A 22,222-nucleotide genomic window follows, 5' to 3' on the forward strand; every position below is an offset into this window, starting at 1 on the left:
ACGGTCAGGCTCGCAGGAACACAAACAAAACTCAATAGAAAAACCCTGAAAGGTTATCTTAAAGAAATGCCACAAAATCCGACGATCTGAATGATATATCATGGACCAGAGATATGATTCCCAGAAAATTCATCAGTTGATCCGACATGAACTGCATACCGATTCTGTCATTCCAACAAGATCCTGGAATTCGTGAATGTCCGGGTACCAAGAGAAAAGAGATGACTGAACACTTCGATTCAATCCGATACCGCAAACGGGTCGTGGTTGAATCCAGATTCTCTATCTGATACGGAAGTTCGGGCCGGATCTCAAATCCCGATTATTCCGAATTCAAATGAAAGAGATCTCCTGTAAGATAATTCTGGCTAATCTCGATAGATTCCAACTTCGTGTTATCTTCGAGGTTGTCTGCAGGACTAAAAAACAACACATGGGTGCCTCCGTCACCCGGGACGCCGGTAATTACCGCTATCCTGAAAAGAACGGGTTATAACCCGACCATGCGGAGTACGGCCCCGACAAGAATGCCGAACATGGAGGTAGACGCCGAGAGCATCCCGAGGATAATATACCCTGCAATCGCACCGATCTTCAGCGGCATGTAGGTTCGGTTCAGGTTCAGTCTCCGGATGGCCCGAAATGATTTCGCGTCCCCGGATATAAACGGTTTGTTCTGTCTGATTCGAAGCATAACATGCACCTTGTTCCTGCGTACCTGCCATGCACGATCAGATGCATGGCATTACTGATGTAACAAGTACTAGGAACAGGATATATTTAATAATTTTTTAATGAGCAAATTCGAGAAATCCCATTTTCTCTCTTTATTTAACTTAAATCACCGATATTGTCCGTTTTTTTAAAATTAGCCGGAGTGTGGGTGCAGGTGGGAAGAATACACGGCCGGACCGGGAGACCGGTACGGGAAAAGATCTATATTACAAAAACAGGGGAGATCGGGAAGCTCCCGTTCATACGCCGAGGGGGAGATTTGAACTCCCGAGGCGCGAAGCGCCAGTAGCTTTCGAGGCTACCGCCTTCCCGGGCTAGACTACCTCGGCACCCGGTTCTCTTATTTTTTTCCTCTATTCCACTAATAGTTATCTGAGCCGGGACAGGTCACGGCGTACCGTGGGTCTTTTTGCACCAGATACCCAAGGCCCAAGCTTCGCAGGAAAAAGATCCCGTGGATGCGAATAGAGAAAACGAAAAAAAGGAACGGATTTTTAGTATTTACATCCCTTGCGGGGCGCCGGCCCTGCCACCCTGCTGGGTGATCATCATGTCATCCACACGGATGAGCATGACGGCGGTCTCGGAAGCGCTCTGGATGGACTGGCGCTTGGACCTGAGGGGCTCGATAACACCTTCCGCAAGCATGTCAACGACTTTGCCTTCGTAGACATTCAGGCCGGCATTCTTCTTGCCCTTGGAGTGGACATTCTTGAGCTCGACCAGCTTGTCAATCGGGTTGAAGCCGGAGTTCTCTGCAAGCGCCCGTGGGATGGACTCGTATGCAGCTGCATAGGCCTCGATGGCGATCTGCACACGGCCGCCTACAGTCTGGGCGTATTCGCGGATCTTCATCAGGAGCTCGGTCTCAACTGCACCGCCACCGACAACGTAGGTACCGTCTTCCATGGCATCCATTACTACGCGGGTGCCATCGACAACAGCCCGCTCGAGCTCGTCGAGCAGGTAATCGCTTGTCCCGCGGAGCAGGATGGTTGTGGTCTTCGGGTTCTTGCACCCGGAGATCCGGGTTACGCTGCCTTCTGAATCCTCTTCAACAAGGTCCGCGGCCCCGAGATCCTTTGCCGTGAGTGCCTCGGGCTTGCCTACTATCGTTGCGTGAAGCGCCCGGCCTGCATACTTCATGTCCTTTTCGGGTACGTCTTCGATCGCAAGTACGCCTGCCTTGGCGAGATAAAACTGGGCGATATCCGAAATGCCCTTCTGGCAGAGAAGAACATTTGCGCCGCTGTCGATGATGTTATCGGCGAGCTTCTTTAATGCTTCGCGTTCCTGCTCGCTGAAGGCATTGATCTGATCAGCGGTGGAGATCTTGATCTTTGCCTTTACCTGGGTCTTGGTAATTTCCAGGGGGGTAGCAATAAGGGCAACTTTTGCCTTGGTGATCTTCTTGGGCATACCCTCGTGGACCCGGGTTTTGTCGATGACCACGCCGCGGATCAGTTCGGCGTCGTCCATGGACTGTCCCTTCTGCTTCTTGATCATCACGTCTTCTTCGTCAACGAGGATCTTGCCGTTTTCCTTCGCTGCAACAGTCATGACCGCATCAACGATGATGCCGTCGAGCTTGCCCTTCACCTGTTCGATGGATTTCCCGGTGATGGCGGTGTCGGCGATCTTGATCAGGATCTTGCGGTCCGAGGGGTCGACCTTGAGCGAGAGGCTGTTCACGATCTCGAGCGCTTTCTCCATGCCCATGCGGTAACCCTGTGCGATGACGGTTGGGTGGATGCCCTGTTCGAGCATTGACTCTGCCTGTTCCATGAGGGCGCCGACAAGGATGACTGCGGTGGTGGTGCCGTCGCCGACTTCGTCGTCCTGGGTCCGTGCGACCTCGATAACCATCTTTGCGCCGGGATGCTGAACGGCAATCTCCCCGAGGATGGTCGCGCCGTCGTTAGTGATAACAATGTCACCGGTGGAGCCGACGAGCATCTTGTCCATGCCACGGGGGCCAAGCGTCGATCTGACGGCACCGGCGATCGCCTTTGCTGCCGCAATATTCGAGCGCTGGGCTTCCTTCCCGTAATTACGCTCCACATTTTCTTTTAAGATGATAATTGGCTGTCCTGAAAGCATAATTGATCCTCTGATGTTGTAAAAGGTGGAATTGAACTTCTATATATAATGTAATGCTGGTCTACCGGAACATTGGTGCATAAAAAAAAGAAGGATCAGTCTATACGGGAGATCTTGAAGAGAGAGTAGACCGGGACACCATCAATATCCTTGATGCCGCGCTTGTCGAAGATCACCCAGATCGCAACCGGAGTCGCGTTGTGCTTCTTGAGGTACTTGACAACTTCTTTCATCGTGTTGCCGGAGGTGATAACATCATCCACGATGATGCAGCGCTGGCTGCTGACAGAAGCGAAGTTCCCGCTGATCGATCCGGTGGGCTTGTCGCTCTGGTTCTGTTTTGCCGGGTGATAGATGGCGAGCTGGGCCGTTTCCTGCACAGCAATGAGTGTGGCAAGCGGGATACCTGAGAGGGCGATTCCCACGATCACATCTGCGGCCGGAGATCCCCCGCAGTCCGCCGGCTGGGCCTGGTAATACCTGTTCAGGAGCATTGATGCGGTCTCTTCGAGGAGGGGGGCATGGCTCGAGACTGCGGTCCAGTCGATATGGACGTCCTTGGGTGCGGTTGTTCCCTTAGCCTGCGTGAGAAGCCACGTTACCGTCTCCATGGAAAGGGAGAGTTCATCTGCAATCTGACCCGGGCTGTGGCCTTCCGCAAGGAGCATCTTTGCCCTGCCGATCAGATCGTCAAGCGAAGACATGAACAGAGATTCGCCGGTATCTATTTAAGTTTTCTTTTAATTGCCGCACCACAGACCGGGCATTCCCCGTCGTAGTCATAGTACCTGCCGCAACCGGTGCACCGGTATTTCCAGAAAACCCGTTTTGCTTTTCTCTGAGTGATGGGATGAGTCTGCACGCCAAGGACGATTGCCACATTCTGTATTGCAAAATCGTCCGTGAACAGGACGGCTTCCAGGTCCAGTGCAAGGGCGAGAAGCTCACGGTCAGTATCGGAAATGACCCCGGAATCCCGCGTTGTCACCGCGGCTGCCCTTACGCGGTCCAGGCTCATGCATCCTGGAGAAACAACGCGTAACCCGGCAGCGGAGAGCTTCTCGAAATTGCCTTTCGACCGGATATCGCGCAGTTCGTCGCAGACTGATGGCGTAGTATACAGTTCGCCATCGGGCTTAACGTCTGAAAAAAAGACGCTTGCATCAAGCACGGCTTTCATGGGTGCCTGCATGGAACAATTGACAGGGAACTCATAGATACAACCTGCCGGAAACCCGTCAGCGGTTCCTGATCGCGCCGGCAATCCGGTCTGCCGCCGATACCTTGCTGCAGGCCCGCTCAATGGTATCGCTGCAGATTACATCGCGGATACCGGTGGCCATGAGCCGTGCATAGGCCCCTCCGGTAAGTACTCCATGGACGCAGGCAGCATAGATGTCGGTTGCTCCCTGCTGGTAGAGCATACCGGCGGCAGTAACGATCGTCCCTCCTGTCGAGATGATGTCATCAACAATGATAACCTGGCGGCCGGCAGCTGAGAGTTGCCTGGGTGCCATACGGACCTCAGTTCCGCTCAGACGGGTCTTTTCAAGATGATCGAACTCCCAACCCCCGGCAGATGCGACCTGCCCGGCAAATGCAAGTGCCCCTTCATCAGGTGCAAGGATGAGTGGATTGTCGAGATCAAGGGTTCTGATATATGCCCCGATATCCGGGGCAAGGGAGAGGTTCTGTGCCGGTGCCGGGAAATATTTCAGTATCTCCGGTTCGTGAATGTTGACGGTATAAATGGTCTCAACGCCCCGTCCGATCGCCCGTGCCACGGCCCGGGCACTGAGCGGTTCGCCCGGCTTGAACTGCTTGTCCTGTCGGGCATAGGCCATGTAGGGGAGGACAAGGTGGTTCCGGGAACCTTCACATGTGTCGATGAGCAGCAGGAGCTGCACGAGAGCGTTGTTATCCACAACGCTCCCGACAATCACGGTCTCGTCACCGGTCTCCCCGGCCATGAGATAGAGTTCCCCATCCGGGAAACGGGAATATTTCATATCAACAAGCGGGAGAGTAAGTGCCCTGGCAAGACGGGTGGCGAGGATCTGGGATGTTTCCGTATACACAACATTCATGATATCGTTCCTTACACCGGCATGGGTGAATGACCGCATTTCCTGTGAGGTACCAGTCTGGTAAAAAGTATTGTGGTTTTCCAATTTGAATAGTTTGGGAACATGGAGCGTTCTCCCCCCACCCTTTCGGCAATCCCTGCGGGTGCTATCAGCTGAAAGTACTTAAACTAGCGTGAGACATTGTATATAAAAAATCCAAGGGCAAAACAGAGGGCATAACCGCAATGGAAAATTCCAGTCAAATCACCCCGCAGGAAGAGCAGATATCACCGGCCAGTGAAGTTACGGACGAGCAGAAGGCAAACAGTGCTGTCATAGACAGCGCTGTCATAACCTCATCGCAGATCGAAGTACCCGCAAAACTGATCGACCAGGTGATCGGTCAGGAACGTGCGGTGGAAGTCATCAAGAAGGCAGCGATCCAGCGACGGCACGTCATGATGATCGGCAGCCCCGGTACCGGCAAGTCGATGCTTGCAAAGGCAATGGCCGAGCTCCTGCCTAAGGAAGAGCTGCTGGACATTCTTGTTTATCCAAACTCTGATGATCCCAATAACCCGGTGGTCAGGACCGTAGCAGCCGGTCGTGGCAAGCAGATCGTTGGCGCCCACAAGGCAGAGGCAAAGAAAAAGATCCAGTTTCGTCAGACACTCCTGATGCTCCTCCTGCTCGGTATTGCAGGATATGCGATCATCACTATGCAGCTCTTAATGGGACTGATCGCAGGTGCATTCGTTTTCATGGCCCTGCGGTATACCACCCCCCGCGAAGAGACCATGGTGCCAAAGCTCCTTGTTTCCAACGATACCAAGAATATCGCACCTTTCATCGACGGGACTGGTTCCCATGCCGGGGCACTCCTCGGGGATGTCCGGCACGATCCGTTCCAGAGTGGGGGACTCGAGACCCCTGCGCATGACCGGGTTGAAGCCGGTGCGATCCACCGATCGAACGGCGGGGTTCTCTTTATCGATGAGATCAACACGCTTGATCCCCACTCCCAGCAGAATCTCCTCACAGCCCTTCAGGAAGGCGAGTTCCCAATCACCGGCCAGAGCGAACGTTCGAGCGGTGCGATGGTCAGGACCGAGCCGGTACCCTGCAGGTTTGTGATGGTGGCCGCCGGGAACCTTGACGCAATCCAGGGAATGCACCCGGCCCTCCGCTCCCGTATCCGCGGGTACGGGTACGAAGTCTACATGGCGGAGAGCATGGAGGATACTCCTGAGAACCGGCAGAAGTACGTCCGGTTTATTGCGCAGGAAGTCAAAAACGACGGGAAGATCCCGCACTTCGACCAGAGCGCAATTGACGAGATTATCCGGGAAGCCCGCCGGCGATCGAATCGCAAAGGGCACCTGACCCTCAAGCTGCGTGACATGGGCGGCCTGATCCGGGTTGCCGGGGATATCGCCCGACAGGAGAATGCTGCAATTACTACTGCAGCACATGTCACCACCGCTAAAAAGACTGCGAGATCGATCGAAGACCAGGTCTCGGATGAGATCACCCGCCACCTCAGGGAGTATGAGATGACCGTAGTCGAAGGCACCCGTATCGGACGCGTCAATGGTCTCGCCGTGACCGGCAGCGATGCGGGGTCCGTCCTCCCCATTATGGCCGAGGTCACACCTGCACAGGGCGCCAGCGGTACCGTGATTGCAACGGGCATGCTCAAGGAGATCGCCCAGGAATCGATCAAGAACGTAAGCGCTATCCTCAAAAAATTCACCGGCAAGGATGTCAAGAATATCGATATCCATATCCAGTTCATCGGCACGTATATGGGGGTCGAGGGAGACTCCGCATCCGTCAGTGTTGCCACGGCAGTAGTGAGTGCGATTGAAGGTATTCCCGTAAGGCAGGACGTGGCAATGACCGGCTCGCTTTCAGTACGGGGCGATGTCCTGCCGGTAGGTGGCGTGACCTACAAAATCGAAGCTGCGGTCAAGGCAGGCATCCACACGGTTCTCATCCCCCGCATGAACATGGGTGATGTCCTGATCGAGGAGCGGTACAAGTCCCTTGTCACCATCATCCCGGTCGATACGATCGATGATGTCCTGAAGTTCGCCCTGGTCCCGGAGAACTCCGACGGCTTCCTCACCAAACTCAAGAAGATGGCGATGAGATCGACTGCGATGATTGCAGAAGCAGAAGTACCCCCGGTTAACCAGACCACGGCCTGAACTCGCATGGACGGCATCTCCTATTACGACCTGCGGCATGTGACCGGCGAAGTCACCCATATCGATATCGATAACAGCATTGTAGAATCGGCAGGCACATCCTTTTTCAACAAGGCCATACTCCGGGTGCTCGACAAAACAGGCTGGGGGATCCTCCAGATCGATAATTATACGCCCTGCTCCGGGGAAAAATTTGACGAACTGCTTCGGAAGGCCTCGAGGCTTGCCGGGATCACCCAGGAGAGCGTCTCGCTCGGTGACGTTTCACGGGGAATTCGTCCGGTCCCGCGGCTCCTGGAAGACCCGCGGGACGTGAGCATCGAGGAGAAGTCATCACTGCTGGCAGCGATCGAGAAGAGCGCCATGCATCCCGATGTGGTGAACCGACGGGCGAATTACGTTGAACGGGCCGAAAAGGTCAGGTTCTCGGATAGTTCCGGCAACGAATATTCGTATGAGATGAGCAGGTCCGGGTTCAATGTTCTCGCCGTGGCATCCCGGAACGGGAACATCCAGATGGGCTATGAACGGGAGCATACCATCCACGGGTTCAACCTCCGGCAGCACCTGGACCTCGGGAAGAAGGCTGCGGAGATAGCCGTCGCCCTCCTTGATGCAAAAGCCGTAAAAGGGGGGAAAATGCAGGCAGTTCTCGACCCGGAACTTGCCGGCGTCTTTGCTCACGAGGCCGTGGGCCACGCAAGTGAGGGGGACCTCGTGCAGGAAGGCAACTCCGTACTGAAAGGAAGGATCGGGCAGAGGATCGGCAATGATACCCTTACCATCGTTGACGACCCCGGTCTTCCTGAGTTCGGATTCGATCCCGTGGATGCTGAGGGAGCAGCAGTGAAGCGGACCGAGATCATCCGGGGGGGCATCGTCAACGCCTACCTGCACACAAGGGAATCGCTTGCTGCAGTGGGGGACGGGGTTGCCGGCCATGCCCGGGCCATGCCGGGCGAGCCGCCTCTCGTGCGGATGAGCAACACGTTCATCGAATCAGGTGATTCAACAGCAGAGGAAATATTTGCAGAATGCAGACGGGGGATCTTCCTCAAGGGCTCCCGGGGCGGCCAGGTCGATCCAGGGCGGGGCATCTTCCAGTTCAACGCGGAGTACGGGTATCTCGTCGAGGACGGCCAGTGCACGCAGATGATCCGGGATGTCTCCCTCTCGGGGGAGATCCTCACTACGCTCCATGGCATCGTCCTCTGCGGGAACGACCGGATGATGAGTCCCGGATATTGCGGTAAAGGCGGCCAGAGCGTCCCTGTCAGTGACGGGGCGCCCCATATTCTTCTGAACGATGCGGTGGTGGGTGGCAGTGGCGTGGATTGAAGAGCTGATAAAAGAAGGACAGAAGTCCGTTGACGAAGTCGAGGTTTTCTTCGTTAAGGGGACCAGTGTCTCCGCTGACCTGAGGAACCAGAAGATCAGCCTTGCAACGACCACATATGACTGCGGTCTTGGTATTCGCACGATCCACGAGGGCCGGATCGGATCGTCGAGCACCAATAACCCGGACCAGTGGCGCGAATGCCTGGCTGCAGCGATTGCGAGTGGCAGGCTTGCTACCCCGATGAAGTGGGATGGGTTACCGGATGCCCGGCAGCTCGCGCAGAATCCTCTGACCTTTGATGCAGGCATGAAGATTGACCCAGCCACTGCCAAAGGACTGCTCGAGGAAATGCTTGCCGGGGCAGCTGAACATCCTGCAACGGTGACTTCGGGATCGGCCGGACTTTCGGGCGCGGAAGTCACGCTGGCCAACAGTCACGGGGTAATGTATACCGACCGTCACACAGGGATCTCCCTCTCCCTGGAAGCGATCGTTTCCCAGTCGACTGGGTACGAATTCGATCACTCCTGGTCCCGGGATCGTGTCGATCCGGCCATGGTTGGGGAGCGGGCAACGTTCTTTGCCTGCGAGTCTGCTGAAGGGAAGGATATCCCCTCCGGGGATTATGACATCCTCCTCTCCCCGCTCGCGTACGCGGAACTGCTCGGCAATGTCTTTGTCCCGGCCCTGAACGGAAGGAACGTGCACGCCGGGCGGTCCCGGTTTGCTTCCTGTCTTGGTACTGCGGTTACCGATCCACAGATATCCGTGTACGATGATCCCCTCATGCCCGGCGCAAATGGAAGCAGCCGGTGGGATGCAGAGGGAACGCCCACCCGGCGAGTGGATTTTATCCGGGACGGGATACTTGAATCCTTCGCGTACGACATACGGACTGCCTCCCGGTACGGGAAGAAGAGTACAGCAAATGCAGTCCGTGGAGGATATGGCGGACTGCCCTCGATCGGCCACCACAATTTCGTAGTGGACGGGAAACGGGATACCGTGGACGATGAACGGATCCTCTATGTCCACAACATGGTCGGTGCCCATACGGCAAACCCGATGAGCGGTGAGTTCTCGGTGGAACTCTCCAACGCATTCTGGATGGAAGACGGGGCATTCCAGGAGCCTGTCCGGAGTGCCATGCTCTCCGGCAATGTGTTTGACCTGCACAAAGTGATCGGCGGGATGAGCAGGGAGACCCGGACGATTGGTTCGCTCGTCCTTCCGTCAGTTAAAATACCAAAACAGCATATCATTGGTAAACATTCATAATGATATGAAATCTTCTCCGCCCTCCTGTAGGTGTCGGGTCATTTTCTGTTACTGCCAGAGATAAAGAAATTTTTTAAAGAGTCACTTCAATCCTTATTCTTCCGGGACATCAACCGGTTCGTACAACCGCCGCCGCCCCGGGCTCCATTGCAGCGAGTCTTCGTTTTGCTTCTTCCGGAGACACTGCACAGTAGGAACCATCTTCATTCTGGACAACTACCGGCGTTCGGGCAGGATAGTGCGTGTTGCATTGACGAGGAGCATAGTTCATTTTCCATCTTTTTCGAATAATAATTCAACGGATGCTTCCTTTTGCACCAGCCGGCTCCCGAGCTCGTACGCTTTTTTGCAATCTTTCGGGAATATCGTCCTACGCCGTTCCTTCCGCATTTCAGGATCGGCATAGTCGAAAACGACCTTCGTATAGTCCTTGAACTGGAGTGTCTCGAAAGAGAAGAGAAATTCGGTGTGCCCGAACGTGCGAGTGAGGTGGGCTTCGTTCTCATTGATGTGGACAGTGTACTGATAATCCTTCATATGCTGTTCCGAGAGATTCATCGTGTAAATGAACGCGGTTCGGATCTTCCTCCCGAAGAGAGATGACGGGATTTTTGTGTAGGCAAGGTATGGGAAGAGGAGCCGTTCCATGAAACAACGCATCTCCCCTGTCACGGTCCCGAAATATATCGGCGAACCGAGGATAAGGGCGTCCGCATCGTGAATCCTGTCGAGGACCGGGGTCAGCTCATCCAGGACTGCACACTTCCCATAGCTCTTCCCACCCTTTAGCTTGCAGGCAAAGCAGCTTGCGCATCCCTTGAAGTCAAGATCGTAGAGATGGATCAATTCAGTTTCCGCACCTGCGGACCGTGCTCCGGAAAGGGCATGTTCAAGCAGAGTTGCCGTATTCCACGTCTTCCGTGGACTCCCATTAATAGCAATTACTTTTGTCATAGTTCCCTTACCAGGTTAACGGCACCGTGATTTCCTCACACGATTTCCAATTTCGGTGCCCATGGCTACTAAAGCTGCGATCACCTCTTTCTGGTCCTCAACCTGCTGGATTTTTATTGAGGCACGGTCGACATCCGGCCCGTACTTCTTTATGACCCCGCTCAGGGGGCAATCTAATCCGGGACCGCACACGACACAGGGCACATTTCCCAAAACCCCGACAGCACCGACAAAATCCATGCCTTCTGTCATCATAAAATGTTTTACCGAAGAGATTGCATGTTCCATCGAAGGGGACATCACGGCATTTTCCGGAGGATGAGCACTTGTAACGATGATTCCCCCGGGCTTACCTCTCAAGAACCCATGTTTATGCCTCAGGCACCATAACCTTTCGAGGAAGGATTTCGTCCGTCCATCAAGATATCCGTATGGCGGATAACTGGCGACAATGAGGGCATCTGCATACCGGATTTTTTGCGCCAGGGCTGTCGCATCATCCTTAAGGACGCAGACGTTTGTCTCTTCACATCCAAGACATGCCCTGCACGCCTGGTAGGTGTAATCGGATAATTTGATGAACTCTGTTTCCTCTCCGGTTGCGTCAAGAGCAATGCGTAGTGCCCGATCAGTATTGCTCTTGGGGACAGGTGATCCTGAAATACCAATTATGGTCATATTCGTTTTTCCTTATATGCTTTAAAGAAGCTTCTTTCCGGCGTTCGGACCCGGCTGGCATTCGAAGACATCGGTGATCTTTACGATAATGAGAGAACGTGCAGGCGCGGCCGGATTCTTTTTGTTCATTTTTACCTTCATTTCGTCGAAATCCTTGCCGCTGGTCTTGACCGTCGCATGACCCTTGATCTGGAAGCAGCCTTTGATCTCCGGGCCCCAGATGTAAATGGCGATCTTCGGGTTGTTCTTGAGATTTTCAAGCGACTTGTTCATGAAATTGTCCGTGATCCAGATGGTATCATCGCTCACGAGTTCGACCATTTTGATGGGAACAACGTTTGGTTCACCGTCTTTTGATGCGGTCGCAACCGGGAAGATATTCATCTTGCCAAACGCTTCTTTCATTTCTGCAGTTAGTTGTGCCATAATAAAATCTCCGCTCATTGATTCTGTCCGAGAGATTACAACCCGGCCCGCTCGACAATAACGTCAGCAACAGCCTTTGCGCTCTTGAACGGGAAATCCGATGCTTTCAGGAGTTTTCCTGCCTCACCTGCGGTCATCTTCAGGTCTCCCACCTGGCATGTTGTGTCTGCACCGTTCGGGAATGCGGCGATAAGATCCTTCGGGGTCTTGACCGGGAATTTTGCTCCTTTGAGTGCGCCGGCAATTTGTGCATGGATCTGATTCTTTACTGATGGTTCAGTACCCATCATGCCGGATACCTCGCCGGCTGCCTTTGCAATCGAGCACTCTGCATTGTGGGTTCCGCACCCGAAACATGCGCCCTTGATCGCCTTAAGGGATTCTTCAGCCTTTTCTTTCGATACTTCGGTTCCTGTACAATTCCATGTAGGCATTTTTTTCACCATACACTGATGCTTATGTTACTTATATGTACTTGAGCGTCATAAAAATATACAAATCGTCTTTGGTACAGAAAAATGACCCGCACGGTCATTACCCGCCAGGACCGATATGGATGGGAAGATCATGGGGACCACAGCAGGGACACTGACAGAGATCCGCGAACTGAAGGTGGAGATCTCCGGGCTTCGGACGGATCTCCAGCGGTTCGTTGAACGGGCGAACCAGCAGCACGTAGATGCGGTTCTCGGAGGCATCAGGAAAGAGTACGCCGGGATATTTGCGGACCAGCAGATTGGTACCGCCAAAGCCGATCTCACTACTCGCATGGTAGAGGACTGCCCTATGAAGACGACCTGTTATGGAGTATTCACAGAGTTCCTGGGGAACTCCGCCCAGCATATAACCGAGGGTACGGTCTCCGAAGACCTTATCCGGTCCTATCGCGAGAAGCTCTCGACGTTCAGGGAGAACGGCAGGAAAGATGAGTGCACAACGTGCTTTAACGAGCTTGGCCGGCTCTTCGAGAACCAGGTAGGCCTGATGAAGACGCTGGGAATCTACCAGGAGGTGAATGGAATTGCCGGCGATCTTACGGGAATACCCGATGATATGGTTGTGAAAGATCTCCTTGAGCCCGTTGCAAGCACCCCCCGTTTCCAGATCCTTAAGTCGCTTACGACCGGAACACGAACCTTCTCGGACATCTCCCAGCTTACCGGTCTCCGGGGTGGAAACCTCCTGTTTCATATCAGGAAGCTGACCGATGCCGGTATGATCCTCCAGCGGCACGAGCGGGGGGATTACATTATCACCGACAAGGGATTCAAAACTCTGACGGCGATTTCGCAACTGTATCAGATGGTGAACTCATAAATTGCCGACTATGGTATGAGTATGGGGGACCTCACCAGAGCATTCAAACGGCGAATCACCTGCATGAAGGCAAAACTATGTGGATGATGATAAGGAAGCCGTTTTACAGCGCCGGGCGTCCTGCGTATGAGGTAAGATTTTATGGATCAATATGGAAGTACAATCATGAATTCCGGTTTTCCTGTGTGCGTAATCCGGGCAAATTACAAGCGATTTGAACGAATAATGCGTTGTCAACCACATTTCATTGGTAAAGAATAGACACAATACATTTCATCATTATTTCAAGTCATCTTTTCCTGTCCTTATGGTCAACGAGGAACTATGCGATCCCCATGGTATGTGTCGTAACCATCATATTCCTCATAGGTGGTTTTTTTCTCTCTCCTCCGGGTGTGGCTGAAACCCAGGCAATTCTTTACCGGTATGTTTTTGCCCGATCCGACGAAATTTCATCCTCGTACTACAGGGAAAACTCCGAAATATTCCTTACCCCCGATAAGAACAATAAAGTAAGTCCGGGTGAAAAACTAAAAAGCCCGCGGAATTTCTGATGACATCCCCATTGTCAAAATTCACCCCGACAAAACGCATTGTCGTCATCGCAATAGTTGTCGGTATTATTGCAGGTGTTGGCTCGCTCCTCTTTTATGAAGGCCTCAAATGGGGAATCGCGTTTTTCATGGGATATCTCCTGCAGTATGCATACCCGAAAGAAGGCCAGAGCTTTGCCGCAATAAGCCAGTGGTCCGAACCGCATTCTCTCGTCCTGCTCATCCCCATCCTCATCTTTGGGAGTCTCTTCACCGGGATCCTTATCACCTGCTTTGCACCTGAAGCAGAGGGCCACGGGACTGACGCTGCGATAAAGGCATTCCATGGCGATGGCAGGATACGCAAGCGTGTCCCGGTACTCAAAGCCGTCACGGCCATCCTCACCATCGCAACCGGGGGAAGTGCGGGGAGGGAAGGCCCTGCTGCCCAAATATCGGCAGGTTTTGGGTCCATTGTTGCGGATATGCTCGGCCTCAGCGCTCGGGAGAGGCGGATTGCCCTCACAACCGGTATCGGTGCGGGTATCGGGACGATCTTCAAGGCGCCGCTTGGAGGAGCAGTGCTCGCCGCGGAAGTCCTTTACACCCGGGATTTTGAATCCGATGCAATTATTCCGGCATTTCTTGCATCCGTTATCGGCTATGCAATATTCGGGTTCTTCGAAGGGTATGCCCCCATCTTCTCCCTCAACCCCATCGCATGGACCGTGGAACAGATCCCCATGTTCCTCCTGCTGGGGGTGCTGTGTGCAGCGTTCGGTATCCTCTATATCACGGTCTTTTACGGGAGCCGCGACTGGTTTGCTGCAGTGTTCAAACGGTATAATCTTCCCCTGTACTTAAAACCCGTTTCGGGAGCGCTTATTCTCGGTATTCTGGTTGTTACCCTTGCACTCATATCACCTGATGCAGAGATGCTCGGCCTTGCCGGTCTGGGGTCCGGCTACGGCTTTGACCAGCTTATGCTGTATTCCCTCCTCCCGCTTGCCGTGATCCTGCTTCTGCCGTTCTTCAAGATCCTTACAACTTCACTCACTCTTGGTTCCGGTGGAAGCGGCGGAGTGTTTGGCCCGGGGCTCACTATCGGCGCCTCAGTCGGGGCAGCGCTCGGGATCACTATGCACCTGTTTCTCCCGGCATACGTCCCCCTTGAAGCGGTCCCGGTCTTTATTGTCGTCGGCATGATCTCCCTGTTCGGGGCAGTGGCAAATGCTCCCATCGCAGTGCTGATCATGATTGTCGAGATGGTGGGAAGCATCTCGATCCTGATACCGGCAATGGCCGCGGTTGCCGTATCCCATCTGCTGACCGGGGAAAGGACAATCTTCCATGAGCAGGTCCCGACGAAAGCCCAGTCCGGAGCCCATCGCGGGGAATATGACCGGGAAACTCTTGAAGGGATATTTGTCCGGGATGCAATGACCCCAAAGGAGGCGGTAATCACGCTCGACCCCTCAGATAAACCGTCAAGAGTGCGAGACCTCATGGCAAATACCGGTCATACCGGTTTCCCCATTATTGAGGACGGGCGCCTGGTTGGCATAATTACGAGCCGGGATGCAAACGATATCTGCGCTGCAGAAACTGCATGTCAGGACATCCGGCAGGCCATGACGTTTATACCGCTTGTCATCCATCCCGACGATACCTTGGAAGATGCACTCTCTGTTATGGTCGGCCACAACTTCGATTATCTTCCGGTCGTCCGGGCAGATGCACCGGATCAACTCGCGGGTTTTCTTACGCGGTCCGATATCCTGAGAACGTATGTCCAGGCAAGCTACCTTGCAGCCAGCCGGAAACAGGATAACGATTTTGACAACTGAATTATACCGGTTGATCATCCCCAGTTAAGCCCGCTATGCGATTCTGTTGGCGGTTCTCTGTGCAGTTGGTAATATGTGTGGCAGATGAAAGAAAGTCATCCTACGGCACAAAGAATGGGTGTATGAGGTAAGATTTTATGGATCAATATGGAAGTACAATCATGAATTCCGGTTTTCCTATGTGCGTAATCCGGGCAAATTACAAGCGATTTGAACAAATAATGCGTTGTCAACCACCTTTCATTGGTAAATAGGGGATATCACATGACTGACCTTCTCGTTGCGCTTCTCCTGATTGTCGCCATCATTGTCATCGTATGGTACCTGGTAAAAAAGCTGGCCGCCCTCCTGGTGAACGCGGTCCTGGGACTTCTCCTTCTCGTAGTTATAAATTTCCTGCATGTCATGCAATGGATAGGAAAGCCGGATCTCGGGTATGATGCCGCCACTATCCTGATCTGCGCCCTCGGGGGTGTACCCGGTGTGCTGATCCTGATACTGCTTCGCATCCTCGGAATCTCGATTTAAAAAAACCCTTTTAAAAAAATCGACGTTTGCATTTTTAACCGGGACCGCCCGGCATTTTTGAGAATTCTTATTAGAATACGTTGGCTTCCGAGTAGACGAGCACCTGGTCCTGCATCAGTTCGTAGGGCTTGATCTCCCGCGAGTGTGCCGACATCCTCATCTTCACCACTTCCAGCGCAAGGTGGACATCCGTGAGATCCGAGGGACGGACGTACCGCAGCAGGATCACGGTGTCCGACAGATATTCTATGAGGGCATGACGGCTCGCAAACACGTTATCCCTGTCCGTCTCGGAGGTCATCATGATCGTGCATTTCTTGTCCCGCAACCCCTCGACGAACCGGAACATCTCCTGTCGCCGCTCGAAATCCGTTGTAAAGAGATCTTCAAACAGCGAGATGGGATCGATGACAACCCTGTGGGCCTTCACTTCCTCGATCAGTTTCGGCAGCTCGTTCTTGATCCGGTTGTTTGCCAGGTTGAAATCGGTGGGATCGAGCTTGATAACGTAGAGTGACCTGTTAAGGTACGGCTTGACGTCCCATCCCTTCTGTTGCATATAGGTGACGATCCGCTCCTCGCGCTCTTCGAGACTGATATAGATGACGTTCTCTCCTTTCTTGAGCCCCTCCCAAGCGAACTCGAGCGAGAATGTCGTCTTCCCGGTACCGTAGGTGCCGATGATGGAACAGATGCTTCCCGGGATAAGCCCGCCCCCCAGCATATCGTCAAGACCCATGATCCCCATCTTGACACGCTCCCCGTTCATATGACCACCCGGATATTGCTCACTTCAAATCCGCCAGTGGTGGAGATCCGCACGGCAAATTTCACCAGGTCGCGTTCTTCGAGGTGAGGCATGACACCACGGAACTTTTCAAAGTACATCACCCGCTGCCGGCGCGCACCGCTCGTCTCCTCCCATTTGAAGAGGAGGACGGCGTCAGCGATATCCGCAAGCTCACGCTCCTCGGAAGAATCGAGAATTCCCCGGCTCAGCAGGAGGTACGTGGTGATGTTCCTCTGCTTGGAGATCCTCTGGAGACCTCTCAGGAATCCGGTGAGGTTATGCCAGATGTTGGGGAGGGTTCTCTGGGTTGCAATATCAGTGATCGAATCAAGGACCACGAGACTGCCTGGAGGTATGCCGTTGATCACATTTGCCAACTGGAGCAGTATGCTCTCGTGACTGGCCCGCTTCTGGAGCCTCGAAATGATATCCCCGTGGCTGTACCACTCGTCAGGTACGACGCTGTTGTCGAAATAGAGCTCGGAGAGATCCTCGAAACGTATCTTTTCAACCAGCGCCGAAAGGCCGTCGACATGCAGGGAACCGGCAATCTCCTGCCGCACATCCTCTTTCAGCCGGGTGAACGTGATATACCGGACTTCCCCGGGTACGAGGATCTTATCCGAAACCACTTCGTTCATCGCATTCAGCGTATTGACAATCGAACTATAGGTGAATTCGTAATTACCGGCCCCGATGTCCCCGAGAAGAAGGATCAGTGAACCCGGCGGGACACCGCCATCAAGAATGGGATCGAGTGATGCAATCCCGGTGGGCATTTTCTGTGGTGTACGTTCCTGCATGTCTGGGTTCTCCGAAGCGTTGTCTCTGGTGCGTCTGCAACAAAACTCTCATGGACTAAACTGATAAATATATCTGCCGGGCAGGATTAATAACCAGAATGGTCAGGAAAAAATAAAAAAGGGCTGAAAATGTACCGGAATGACCCATAATTATATAGAATGGTTCCCCCGAATAATAATTCGGAAGAACCCATAAAGTATCTCACGGAGCGTCGTGTCATGCAGATAGCGGATTTCATAAATTCATTAAAGAAGGACACATCCACGGGCGGGCAGGATCAGGCCCCACCGGGGTCCGCCACGGAACCTTCACCCCAGGAGAAACCTGAGAACAGGATTGAAACCGCACCGGCAGCTGCTTTACCGCAACCTGGAAAACCCGACGCTACCTACCGCCATTATTTCCGCCTCATAAAAGGGCTGAAGAAATCATCGATTGAAGAGTACGATTTTGAACGGGACGGATCCCTTGTCGACGTACGGATCCCTGACGGATACGAAGAGGTTGACCAGTACTGGGTGGAACGCGGCCGCTCTCTGGTCATCATTGCCCATAACCGGCGCTCCAACCAGAAGGAATACCTCCTCTTCGAACCCTCCCTCTCCGATTTTGAATACGAGCTGCTCGAACGGCTCCACGAGGACCTGCGGGACGTGCTGATCCTCACGTCAGAGGAGATCAGGAAAGACCGGAAGCGTATCCTCCTGGAAAAGATGCAGGCCCTTCTGGACGATTACGGCCTTGAACTGGAGGCTTCCACGCTCTTCAAGCTCCAGTATTTCCTGATCCGGAACTTCATCGGCTGGTCGCGGATCGACCCCCTCATGAAGGACCCCCTGCTCGAGGATATCTCGTGCGACGGGAACAAGATCCCGCTCTTCCTGTATCACCGGAAATACAGGAACATCAAGACCAACATCGCCTTCGAATCCGAAGTCCTCCACTCCCTTGCCATCACGCTCGCCCAGCGCTCCGGCAAACATATCTCCACGGGATCTCCGATGATCGATGCGACCCTTCCCGATGGGTCTCGGCTGCAGCTGACCCTTGGCACAGAAGTGACGACCCGGGGTACATCGTTTACTATCCGTAAATTCCGGGAAGAGCCTTTCTCACCTGTCGAACTGATGGAAAACGGGACGTTCAATGCAGAGTCGCTCGTCTACTTCTGGATGGCGATCGAGAACAACAAGAGCCTCCTCTTCATTGGCGGGACCGCATCCGGGAAGACCACCTCATTAAATGCGGTCTCGCTGTTCATCCCGCCCGTGGCAAAAGTTGTCAGCATTGAAGATACGCGTGAGATCACGCTCTACCACGACAACTGGATCGCCAGCGTCACCCGGGAAGCACTGACCGAGGGGGGAAACGCAATTAACATGTTCGACCTGCTCCGGGCAGCGATGCGACAACGGCCCGAATTCATCCTTGTCGGGGAAGTTCGTGGGGTCGAGGCCCAGACGCTCTTCCAGGCGATGAACACCGGCCATACCACCTTCTCGACTATGCATGCAGGCAGTGTGGATGCCGCGATCCACCGGCTTGAGAGTGAACCCCTGAATGTCCCCCGGAACATGATGCAGGCCCTGAATATCATCAGCGTCCAGGGCCTGATCTACCACGGCACTGAACGCGTCCGCAGGGTCCAGGAAGTGGTCGAGATCGCAGGTATCGATCCCTCGACCGGCAACCTGCGGGTCAACAACGTCTTCGTGTACGACCCGGTCCGCGACGTTTTCAGCTATACCGGCAGATCGCAGATATATGCAGATATCACCGAGAAGAGGGGCTGGACCCGGGAACAGCTGGAAAGCGAGATCACCCTCCGCATCTCCATCCTCAACGCGATGAAAAAACAAAGCATCATGGATTACATCTCGGTGGCATCTCTCTTCCACGCGTACCATATCGATGCGAAATCCGTCCTCTCCAATATCGACGACCTGCGCAAGGTACTCCGATGATCGTAAGAAATTACCTGTACCGCTGGATAAAAAAAGATCCCCTGAGGTACCACGGTCTGCACGCGGACATGATCTCCGCCCGGGTCGGGATGACCCTTGAGCAGTACCTCTGGCGTTCGATCAAGCTTGCGCTCCTCACCGGTATCCTGTTTGCGGTTATCGGGTATTTTGCAAGTGCCTTTGTCTCCCTGCAGATGGTGACCGGCCGTTCCGGCATATCGAATGTGTTCAATCTCCAGATGCCGGTTATCTTCAACGCAATTTATCCTGCCGTTTATATCCAGGCAATTATCATTCTCTTCTCGTTTTTTGCAGGTACCTACATCGGTTACGTCCTGCTGCTGAAAGTCCCGGGGATCGAGAAGAACAACCGGTCCATCAAGATCAACCTGACCCTGCACAACGCGGTGGCCTACATGTATGCCATGCGCCGGGGCGGCGCCCAGCTGATGACGATCTTCCGGTCCCTTTCAGACAGGTCGAACATCTACGGGGAGGTGGCCCTGGAGTTCCGGCAGATCGTCCGGGATGCAGATTTCTTCGGGTATGATGTGGTCACGGCGATCCGCCACTTATCGGAAACCACCCCCTCGGAAAAACTCAAGACCTTCTTAGAGGATCTCCTTTCAGTGATCGAGAGTGGCGGGGACATGGCCGGGTTCCTCTCCATGCGGGTCAGGCTGTACCAGGAAGAGGCACGCTTTGAGCAGCGGCAGTTCCTCAATGTCCTTTCCATTGTCGCCGAATCGTATGTGACCCTCTTTGTTGCCGGTCCCCTCTTCCTGATCATCATCATGGTAGTGATGGGGATGATGGGCGGACAGGCGGTACTCCAGCTATCTCTCGTAACCTATGCGATCATGCCGATCGGATCCCTGGTCTTCATCCTGCTCATTGATCTCATCTCCATCAAGGGGGAGAAGACGGAACGGTATGTCAGGACCAAATGGCTCCATACATATGCGGATGTCACCATCGTTCAGAAAGGTAACGAAGAGCCTCTCTTTGAACAGTTGAAAAAGTACGATCGCCTGCGATCATTCGTCCACCACCTTCGTCACCCGCTTGAGAGTTTCATCAGCAATGTCAACCACACCCTCTTTATCACCGTTCCCGCGGCCATCATCTACCTCATCCTCGTATTCGTGGAGGTCCCTCGTTACCATGACGTTGAGACCTACATCGGTGTAGTCGATTCCCATGTTGTCATCGCGGTCCTGATGATCCTGATTCCCTATGCAATCTTCTACGAGATCTGGTCCCGGAAAGTACTCGGTATCCAGTCCCTGATCCCGGATTTCCTGGAGCGGATGTCCGGTATCAACCAGGTCGGGCTGACCATTGCACAGGCAATTGCGATCATGGTGAACACAAACCTCGGGCTCCTCAGCTACGAGATCCGCCGGATCAAGAGGGATATGGAATGGGGCGCGAACTTCACTGAGGCGCTGATGAGATTCGAAGAGCGCGTAAGCACGCCCTCAATCGCCCGTACCGTGACACTCATTACCAAGGCGAGTGAGATGAGCGGACAGATCGGGGAAGTGCTCTCCATTGCCTCGAGCGATGCGAAGATGAGCGAAGTCCTGAAGAGGGAACGCCTCTCTGAGATGTTCATCTACACGGCAATCGTGTACCTTTCGTTCTTTGTCTTCCTCTTTGTGGTGGCTGTTCTGACCACGCAGTTCCTGCCTGTCCTTGCAAACATTTCAACTAAAGGAATTCCCGCAGCCGGGCCACTTGCAGGCATCGGATCCATCCCTACAGTAACCTTTGGCCGGCTACTGTACCACGCCTGCCTAATCCAGGCCCTGTTCTCCGGTCTCATCGCCGGCCAGATGGGTGAATCCTCACTTGCAGCGGGGGTGAAACACTCGTGTGTCCTCCTCATTATATCCCTTGTGGCATTCAATTTCGTTCTCGTTGCTCTGTAATGTGAAGAGACCGGGTTTTTATACACTCTGCGAGATACCATTAAATCTTCACATGAAGATGTCGTAGTGAGGTGAGAGCATATGTGCACTGTCGGGGGAGGCCCTACCGGGGACCTGAATTTCGATGACGACCGGGTGAAGGTTAAGAACTACCGCTGCAATGACTGCGAGGAAAAATTCCCTCACATCAACCCGAACAAAAAACCCATCTGCCCGAACTGCGATTCGGCTAACGTTACGGAAATATGATCCACCCTCTGGAGGATGAGTTCCTGCTCGTCAGCGGCGAACACTCTTTTTTACTGGCTGCGAAAGTAAATGCCCGGTTCGGTCTTTGCATAGAGACCCCGGAAATGGAATACTGCCAGACGGTTGAACCCGATGATCTCGTGGTGGTATCAGCACCCGAAGGCGGTTCCATAGAACCGGCGATCATGCTGGCAGAGTTTATCAGGACATACCACATGCCCCTGATCGTCTTGCCGAAAAACCATCCCGGATGCCGGCGTTTCTCTTATCTCGTGTCGGTCTGGCCGGAGATCATCACCAGCTGCTCGATCCAGCGGGGAACACACCCGGAACAGCACCTTGTCTGTTCCGGCGACGAGCTGGCCGGAATAACCTTAAAGGGGCTTCCCGGTGCCATACAAATTTCCGGTCTCCCCGGAAATATTATTCCCCATTATGTAAAATCCCGGATATTAACCGAATTCTCCTGA

The 22,222-nt window shown here is 53.7% G+C and carries 22 protein-coding genes and 1 tRNA gene; 11 read left to right on the forward strand and 12 right to left on the reverse strand.

Annotated elements, in window-relative coordinates:
• Positions 1-490: 490 nt before the first annotated feature.
• From WBL42_RS11420 to WBL42_RS11445, 6 genes are all read right to left on the reverse strand, one after another.
• Complete coding sequence (locus WBL42_RS11420; protein ID WP_424721407.1) at positions 491-694, reverse strand: hypothetical protein; 204 nt, start codon at positions 692-694, stop codon at positions 491-493.
• A 285-nt stretch (positions 695-979) separates the two neighbouring features.
• Positions 980-1,064: transfer RNA gene (locus WBL42_RS11425), tRNA-Ser, on the reverse strand.
• Between the two features lie 172 nt (positions 1,065-1,236).
• Entirely contained in the window at positions 1,237-2,835 is a 1,599-nt protein-coding gene (gene thsA, locus WBL42_RS11430; protein WP_424721408.1) for a thermosome subunit alpha, read from the reverse strand.
• A gap of 95 nt (positions 2,836-2,930) precedes the next feature.
• Positions 2,931-3,539: an orotate phosphoribosyltransferase-like protein gene (locus WBL42_RS11435; RefSeq protein ID WP_424721409.1), complete on the reverse strand. Its 609-nt coding sequence runs from the start codon at positions 3,537-3,539 to the stop codon at positions 2,931-2,933.
• 20 nt (positions 3,540-3,559) lie between these two features.
• A complete protein-coding gene (locus WBL42_RS11440; RefSeq protein WP_424721410.1) occupies positions 3,560-4,027 on the reverse strand; it encodes an NOB1 family endonuclease in 468 nt (155 codons plus the stop codon).
• Between the two features lie 46 nt (positions 4,028-4,073).
• Complete coding sequence (locus tag WBL42_RS11445) at positions 4,074-4,922, reverse strand: ribose-phosphate diphosphokinase (RefSeq protein ID WP_424721440.1); 849 nt, start codon at positions 4,920-4,922, stop codon at positions 4,074-4,076.
• Positions 4,923-5,146: 224 nt separating this feature from the next.
• Here WBL42_RS11445 and lonB point away from each other — a divergent pair, with 224 nt between their 5' ends.
• Genes lonB through WBL42_RS11460 form a run of 3 tightly spaced genes read left to right on the forward strand, consistent with a single transcriptional unit; the run spans position 5,147 to position 9,728 of the window.
• Positions 5,147-7,111, forward strand: coding sequence for an ATP-dependent protease LonB (gene lonB / locus WBL42_RS11450; RefSeq protein ID WP_424721411.1), 1,965 nt, complete (start codon positions 5,147-5,149; stop codon positions 7,109-7,111).
• A gap of 6 nt (positions 7,112-7,117) precedes the next feature.
• Positions 7,118-8,449 carry a TldD/PmbA family protein gene (locus WBL42_RS11455; protein ID WP_424721412.1) on the forward strand — a complete coding sequence of 444 codons (1,332 nt, stop codon included), beginning with the start codon at positions 7,118-7,120 and terminating at the stop codon, positions 8,447-8,449.
• Entirely contained in the window at positions 8,436-9,728 is a 1,293-nt protein-coding gene (locus tag WBL42_RS11460) for a TldD/PmbA family protein (protein ID WP_424721413.1), read from the forward strand. Before WBL42_RS11455 ends, WBL42_RS11460 begins: the two co-directional genes overlap by 14 nt.
• A gap of 267 nt (positions 9,729-9,995) precedes the next feature.
• Here WBL42_RS11460 and WBL42_RS11465 read toward each other — a convergent pair whose 3' ends face one another.
• From WBL42_RS11465 to WBL42_RS11480, 4 genes are read right to left on the reverse strand one after another with little or no spacing between them, the layout of a single operon-like run.
• Complete coding sequence (locus WBL42_RS11465; protein WP_424721414.1) at positions 9,996-10,682, reverse strand: flavodoxin family protein; 687 nt, start codon at positions 10,680-10,682, stop codon at positions 9,996-9,998.
• Positions 10,683-10,697: 15 nt separating this feature from the next.
• Positions 10,698-11,360, reverse strand: coding sequence for a flavodoxin family protein (locus WBL42_RS11470; RefSeq protein WP_424721415.1), 663 nt, complete (start codon positions 11,358-11,360; stop codon positions 10,698-10,700).
• Positions 11,361-11,381: 21 nt separating this feature from the next.
• Positions 11,382-11,786 (reverse strand): pyridoxamine 5'-phosphate oxidase family protein, encoded by a 405-nt coding sequence (locus WBL42_RS11475; protein WP_424721416.1) that lies wholly within the window; start codon positions 11,784-11,786, stop codon positions 11,382-11,384.
• Positions 11,787-11,821: 35 nt separating this feature from the next.
• The gene (locus WBL42_RS11480) at positions 11,822-12,220 is read right to left on the reverse strand and encodes an MTH865 family protein (protein WP_424721417.1); all 399 of its coding nucleotides are present in this window, start codon (positions 12,218-12,220) and stop codon (positions 11,822-11,824) included.
• Positions 12,221-12,338: 118 nt separating this feature from the next.
• Between WBL42_RS11480 and WBL42_RS11485 the strand changes: the two genes are divergently transcribed.
• The 4 genes from WBL42_RS11485 (at position 12,339) to WBL42_RS11500 (ending at position 16,011) form a co-directional block, all read left to right on the forward strand.
• Entirely contained in the window at positions 12,339-13,103 is a 765-nt protein-coding gene (locus WBL42_RS11485; protein WP_424721418.1) for an ArsR family transcriptional regulator, read from the forward strand.
• A gap of 335 nt (positions 13,104-13,438) precedes the next feature.
• Positions 13,439-13,657, forward strand: a complete 219-nt coding sequence (locus WBL42_RS11490) for a hypothetical protein (protein WP_424721419.1) — start codon at positions 13,439-13,441, stop codon at positions 13,655-13,657.
• A complete protein-coding gene (locus WBL42_RS11495; RefSeq protein WP_424721420.1) occupies positions 13,657-15,483 on the forward strand; it encodes a chloride channel protein in 1,827 nt (608 codons plus the stop codon). The genes WBL42_RS11490 and WBL42_RS11495 overlap by 1 nt, the downstream gene beginning before the upstream one ends.
• Positions 15,484-15,747: 264 nt before the next feature.
• The gene (locus tag WBL42_RS11500) at positions 15,748-16,011 is read left to right on the forward strand and encodes a pro-sigmaK processing inhibitor BofA family protein (RefSeq protein WP_424721421.1); all 264 of its coding nucleotides are present in this window, start codon (positions 15,748-15,750) and stop codon (positions 16,009-16,011) included.
• Between the two features lie 70 nt (positions 16,012-16,081).
• Here WBL42_RS11500 and WBL42_RS11505 read toward each other — a convergent pair whose 3' ends face one another.
• Both WBL42_RS11505 and WBL42_RS11510 read right to left on the reverse strand, forming a co-directional pair.
• Positions 16,082-16,780 (reverse strand): KaiC domain-containing protein, encoded by a 699-nt coding sequence (locus WBL42_RS11505; protein WP_424721422.1) that lies wholly within the window; start codon positions 16,778-16,780, stop codon positions 16,082-16,084.
• Positions 16,777-17,604 (reverse strand): RAD55 family ATPase, encoded by an 828-nt coding sequence (locus WBL42_RS11510; RefSeq protein ID WP_424721423.1) that lies wholly within the window; start codon positions 17,602-17,604, stop codon positions 16,777-16,779. The genes WBL42_RS11505 and WBL42_RS11510 overlap by 4 nt, the downstream gene beginning before the upstream one ends.
• A 219-nt stretch (positions 17,605-17,823) precedes the next feature.
• Here WBL42_RS11510 and WBL42_RS11515 point away from each other — a divergent pair, with 219 nt between their 5' ends.
• From WBL42_RS11515 to WBL42_RS11530, 4 genes are all read left to right on the forward strand, one after another.
• Positions 17,824-19,569, forward strand: coding sequence for a type II/IV secretion system ATPase subunit (locus WBL42_RS11515; protein ID WP_424721424.1), 1,746 nt, complete (start codon positions 17,824-17,826; stop codon positions 19,567-19,569).
• The gene (locus WBL42_RS11520; protein ID WP_424721425.1) at positions 19,566-21,503 is read left to right on the forward strand and encodes a type II secretion system F family protein; all 1,938 of its coding nucleotides are present in this window, start codon (positions 19,566-19,568) and stop codon (positions 21,501-21,503) included. The genes WBL42_RS11515 and WBL42_RS11520 overlap by 4 nt, the downstream gene beginning before the upstream one ends.
• An 81-nt stretch (positions 21,504-21,584) precedes the next feature.
• Positions 21,585-21,752 (forward strand): hypothetical protein, encoded by a 168-nt coding sequence (locus WBL42_RS11525; RefSeq protein ID WP_424721426.1) that lies wholly within the window; start codon positions 21,585-21,587, stop codon positions 21,750-21,752.
• Positions 21,749-22,222, forward strand: coding sequence for an alpha/beta hydrolase (locus WBL42_RS11530; protein ID WP_424721427.1), 474 nt, complete (start codon positions 21,749-21,751; stop codon positions 22,220-22,222). The genes WBL42_RS11525 and WBL42_RS11530 overlap by 4 nt, the downstream gene beginning before the upstream one ends.

Source organism: Methanoregula sp. (genome assembly GCF_049686655.1).
Taxonomy (GTDB): Archaea; Halobacteriota; Methanomicrobia; order Methanomicrobiales; family Methanospirillaceae; genus Methanoregula.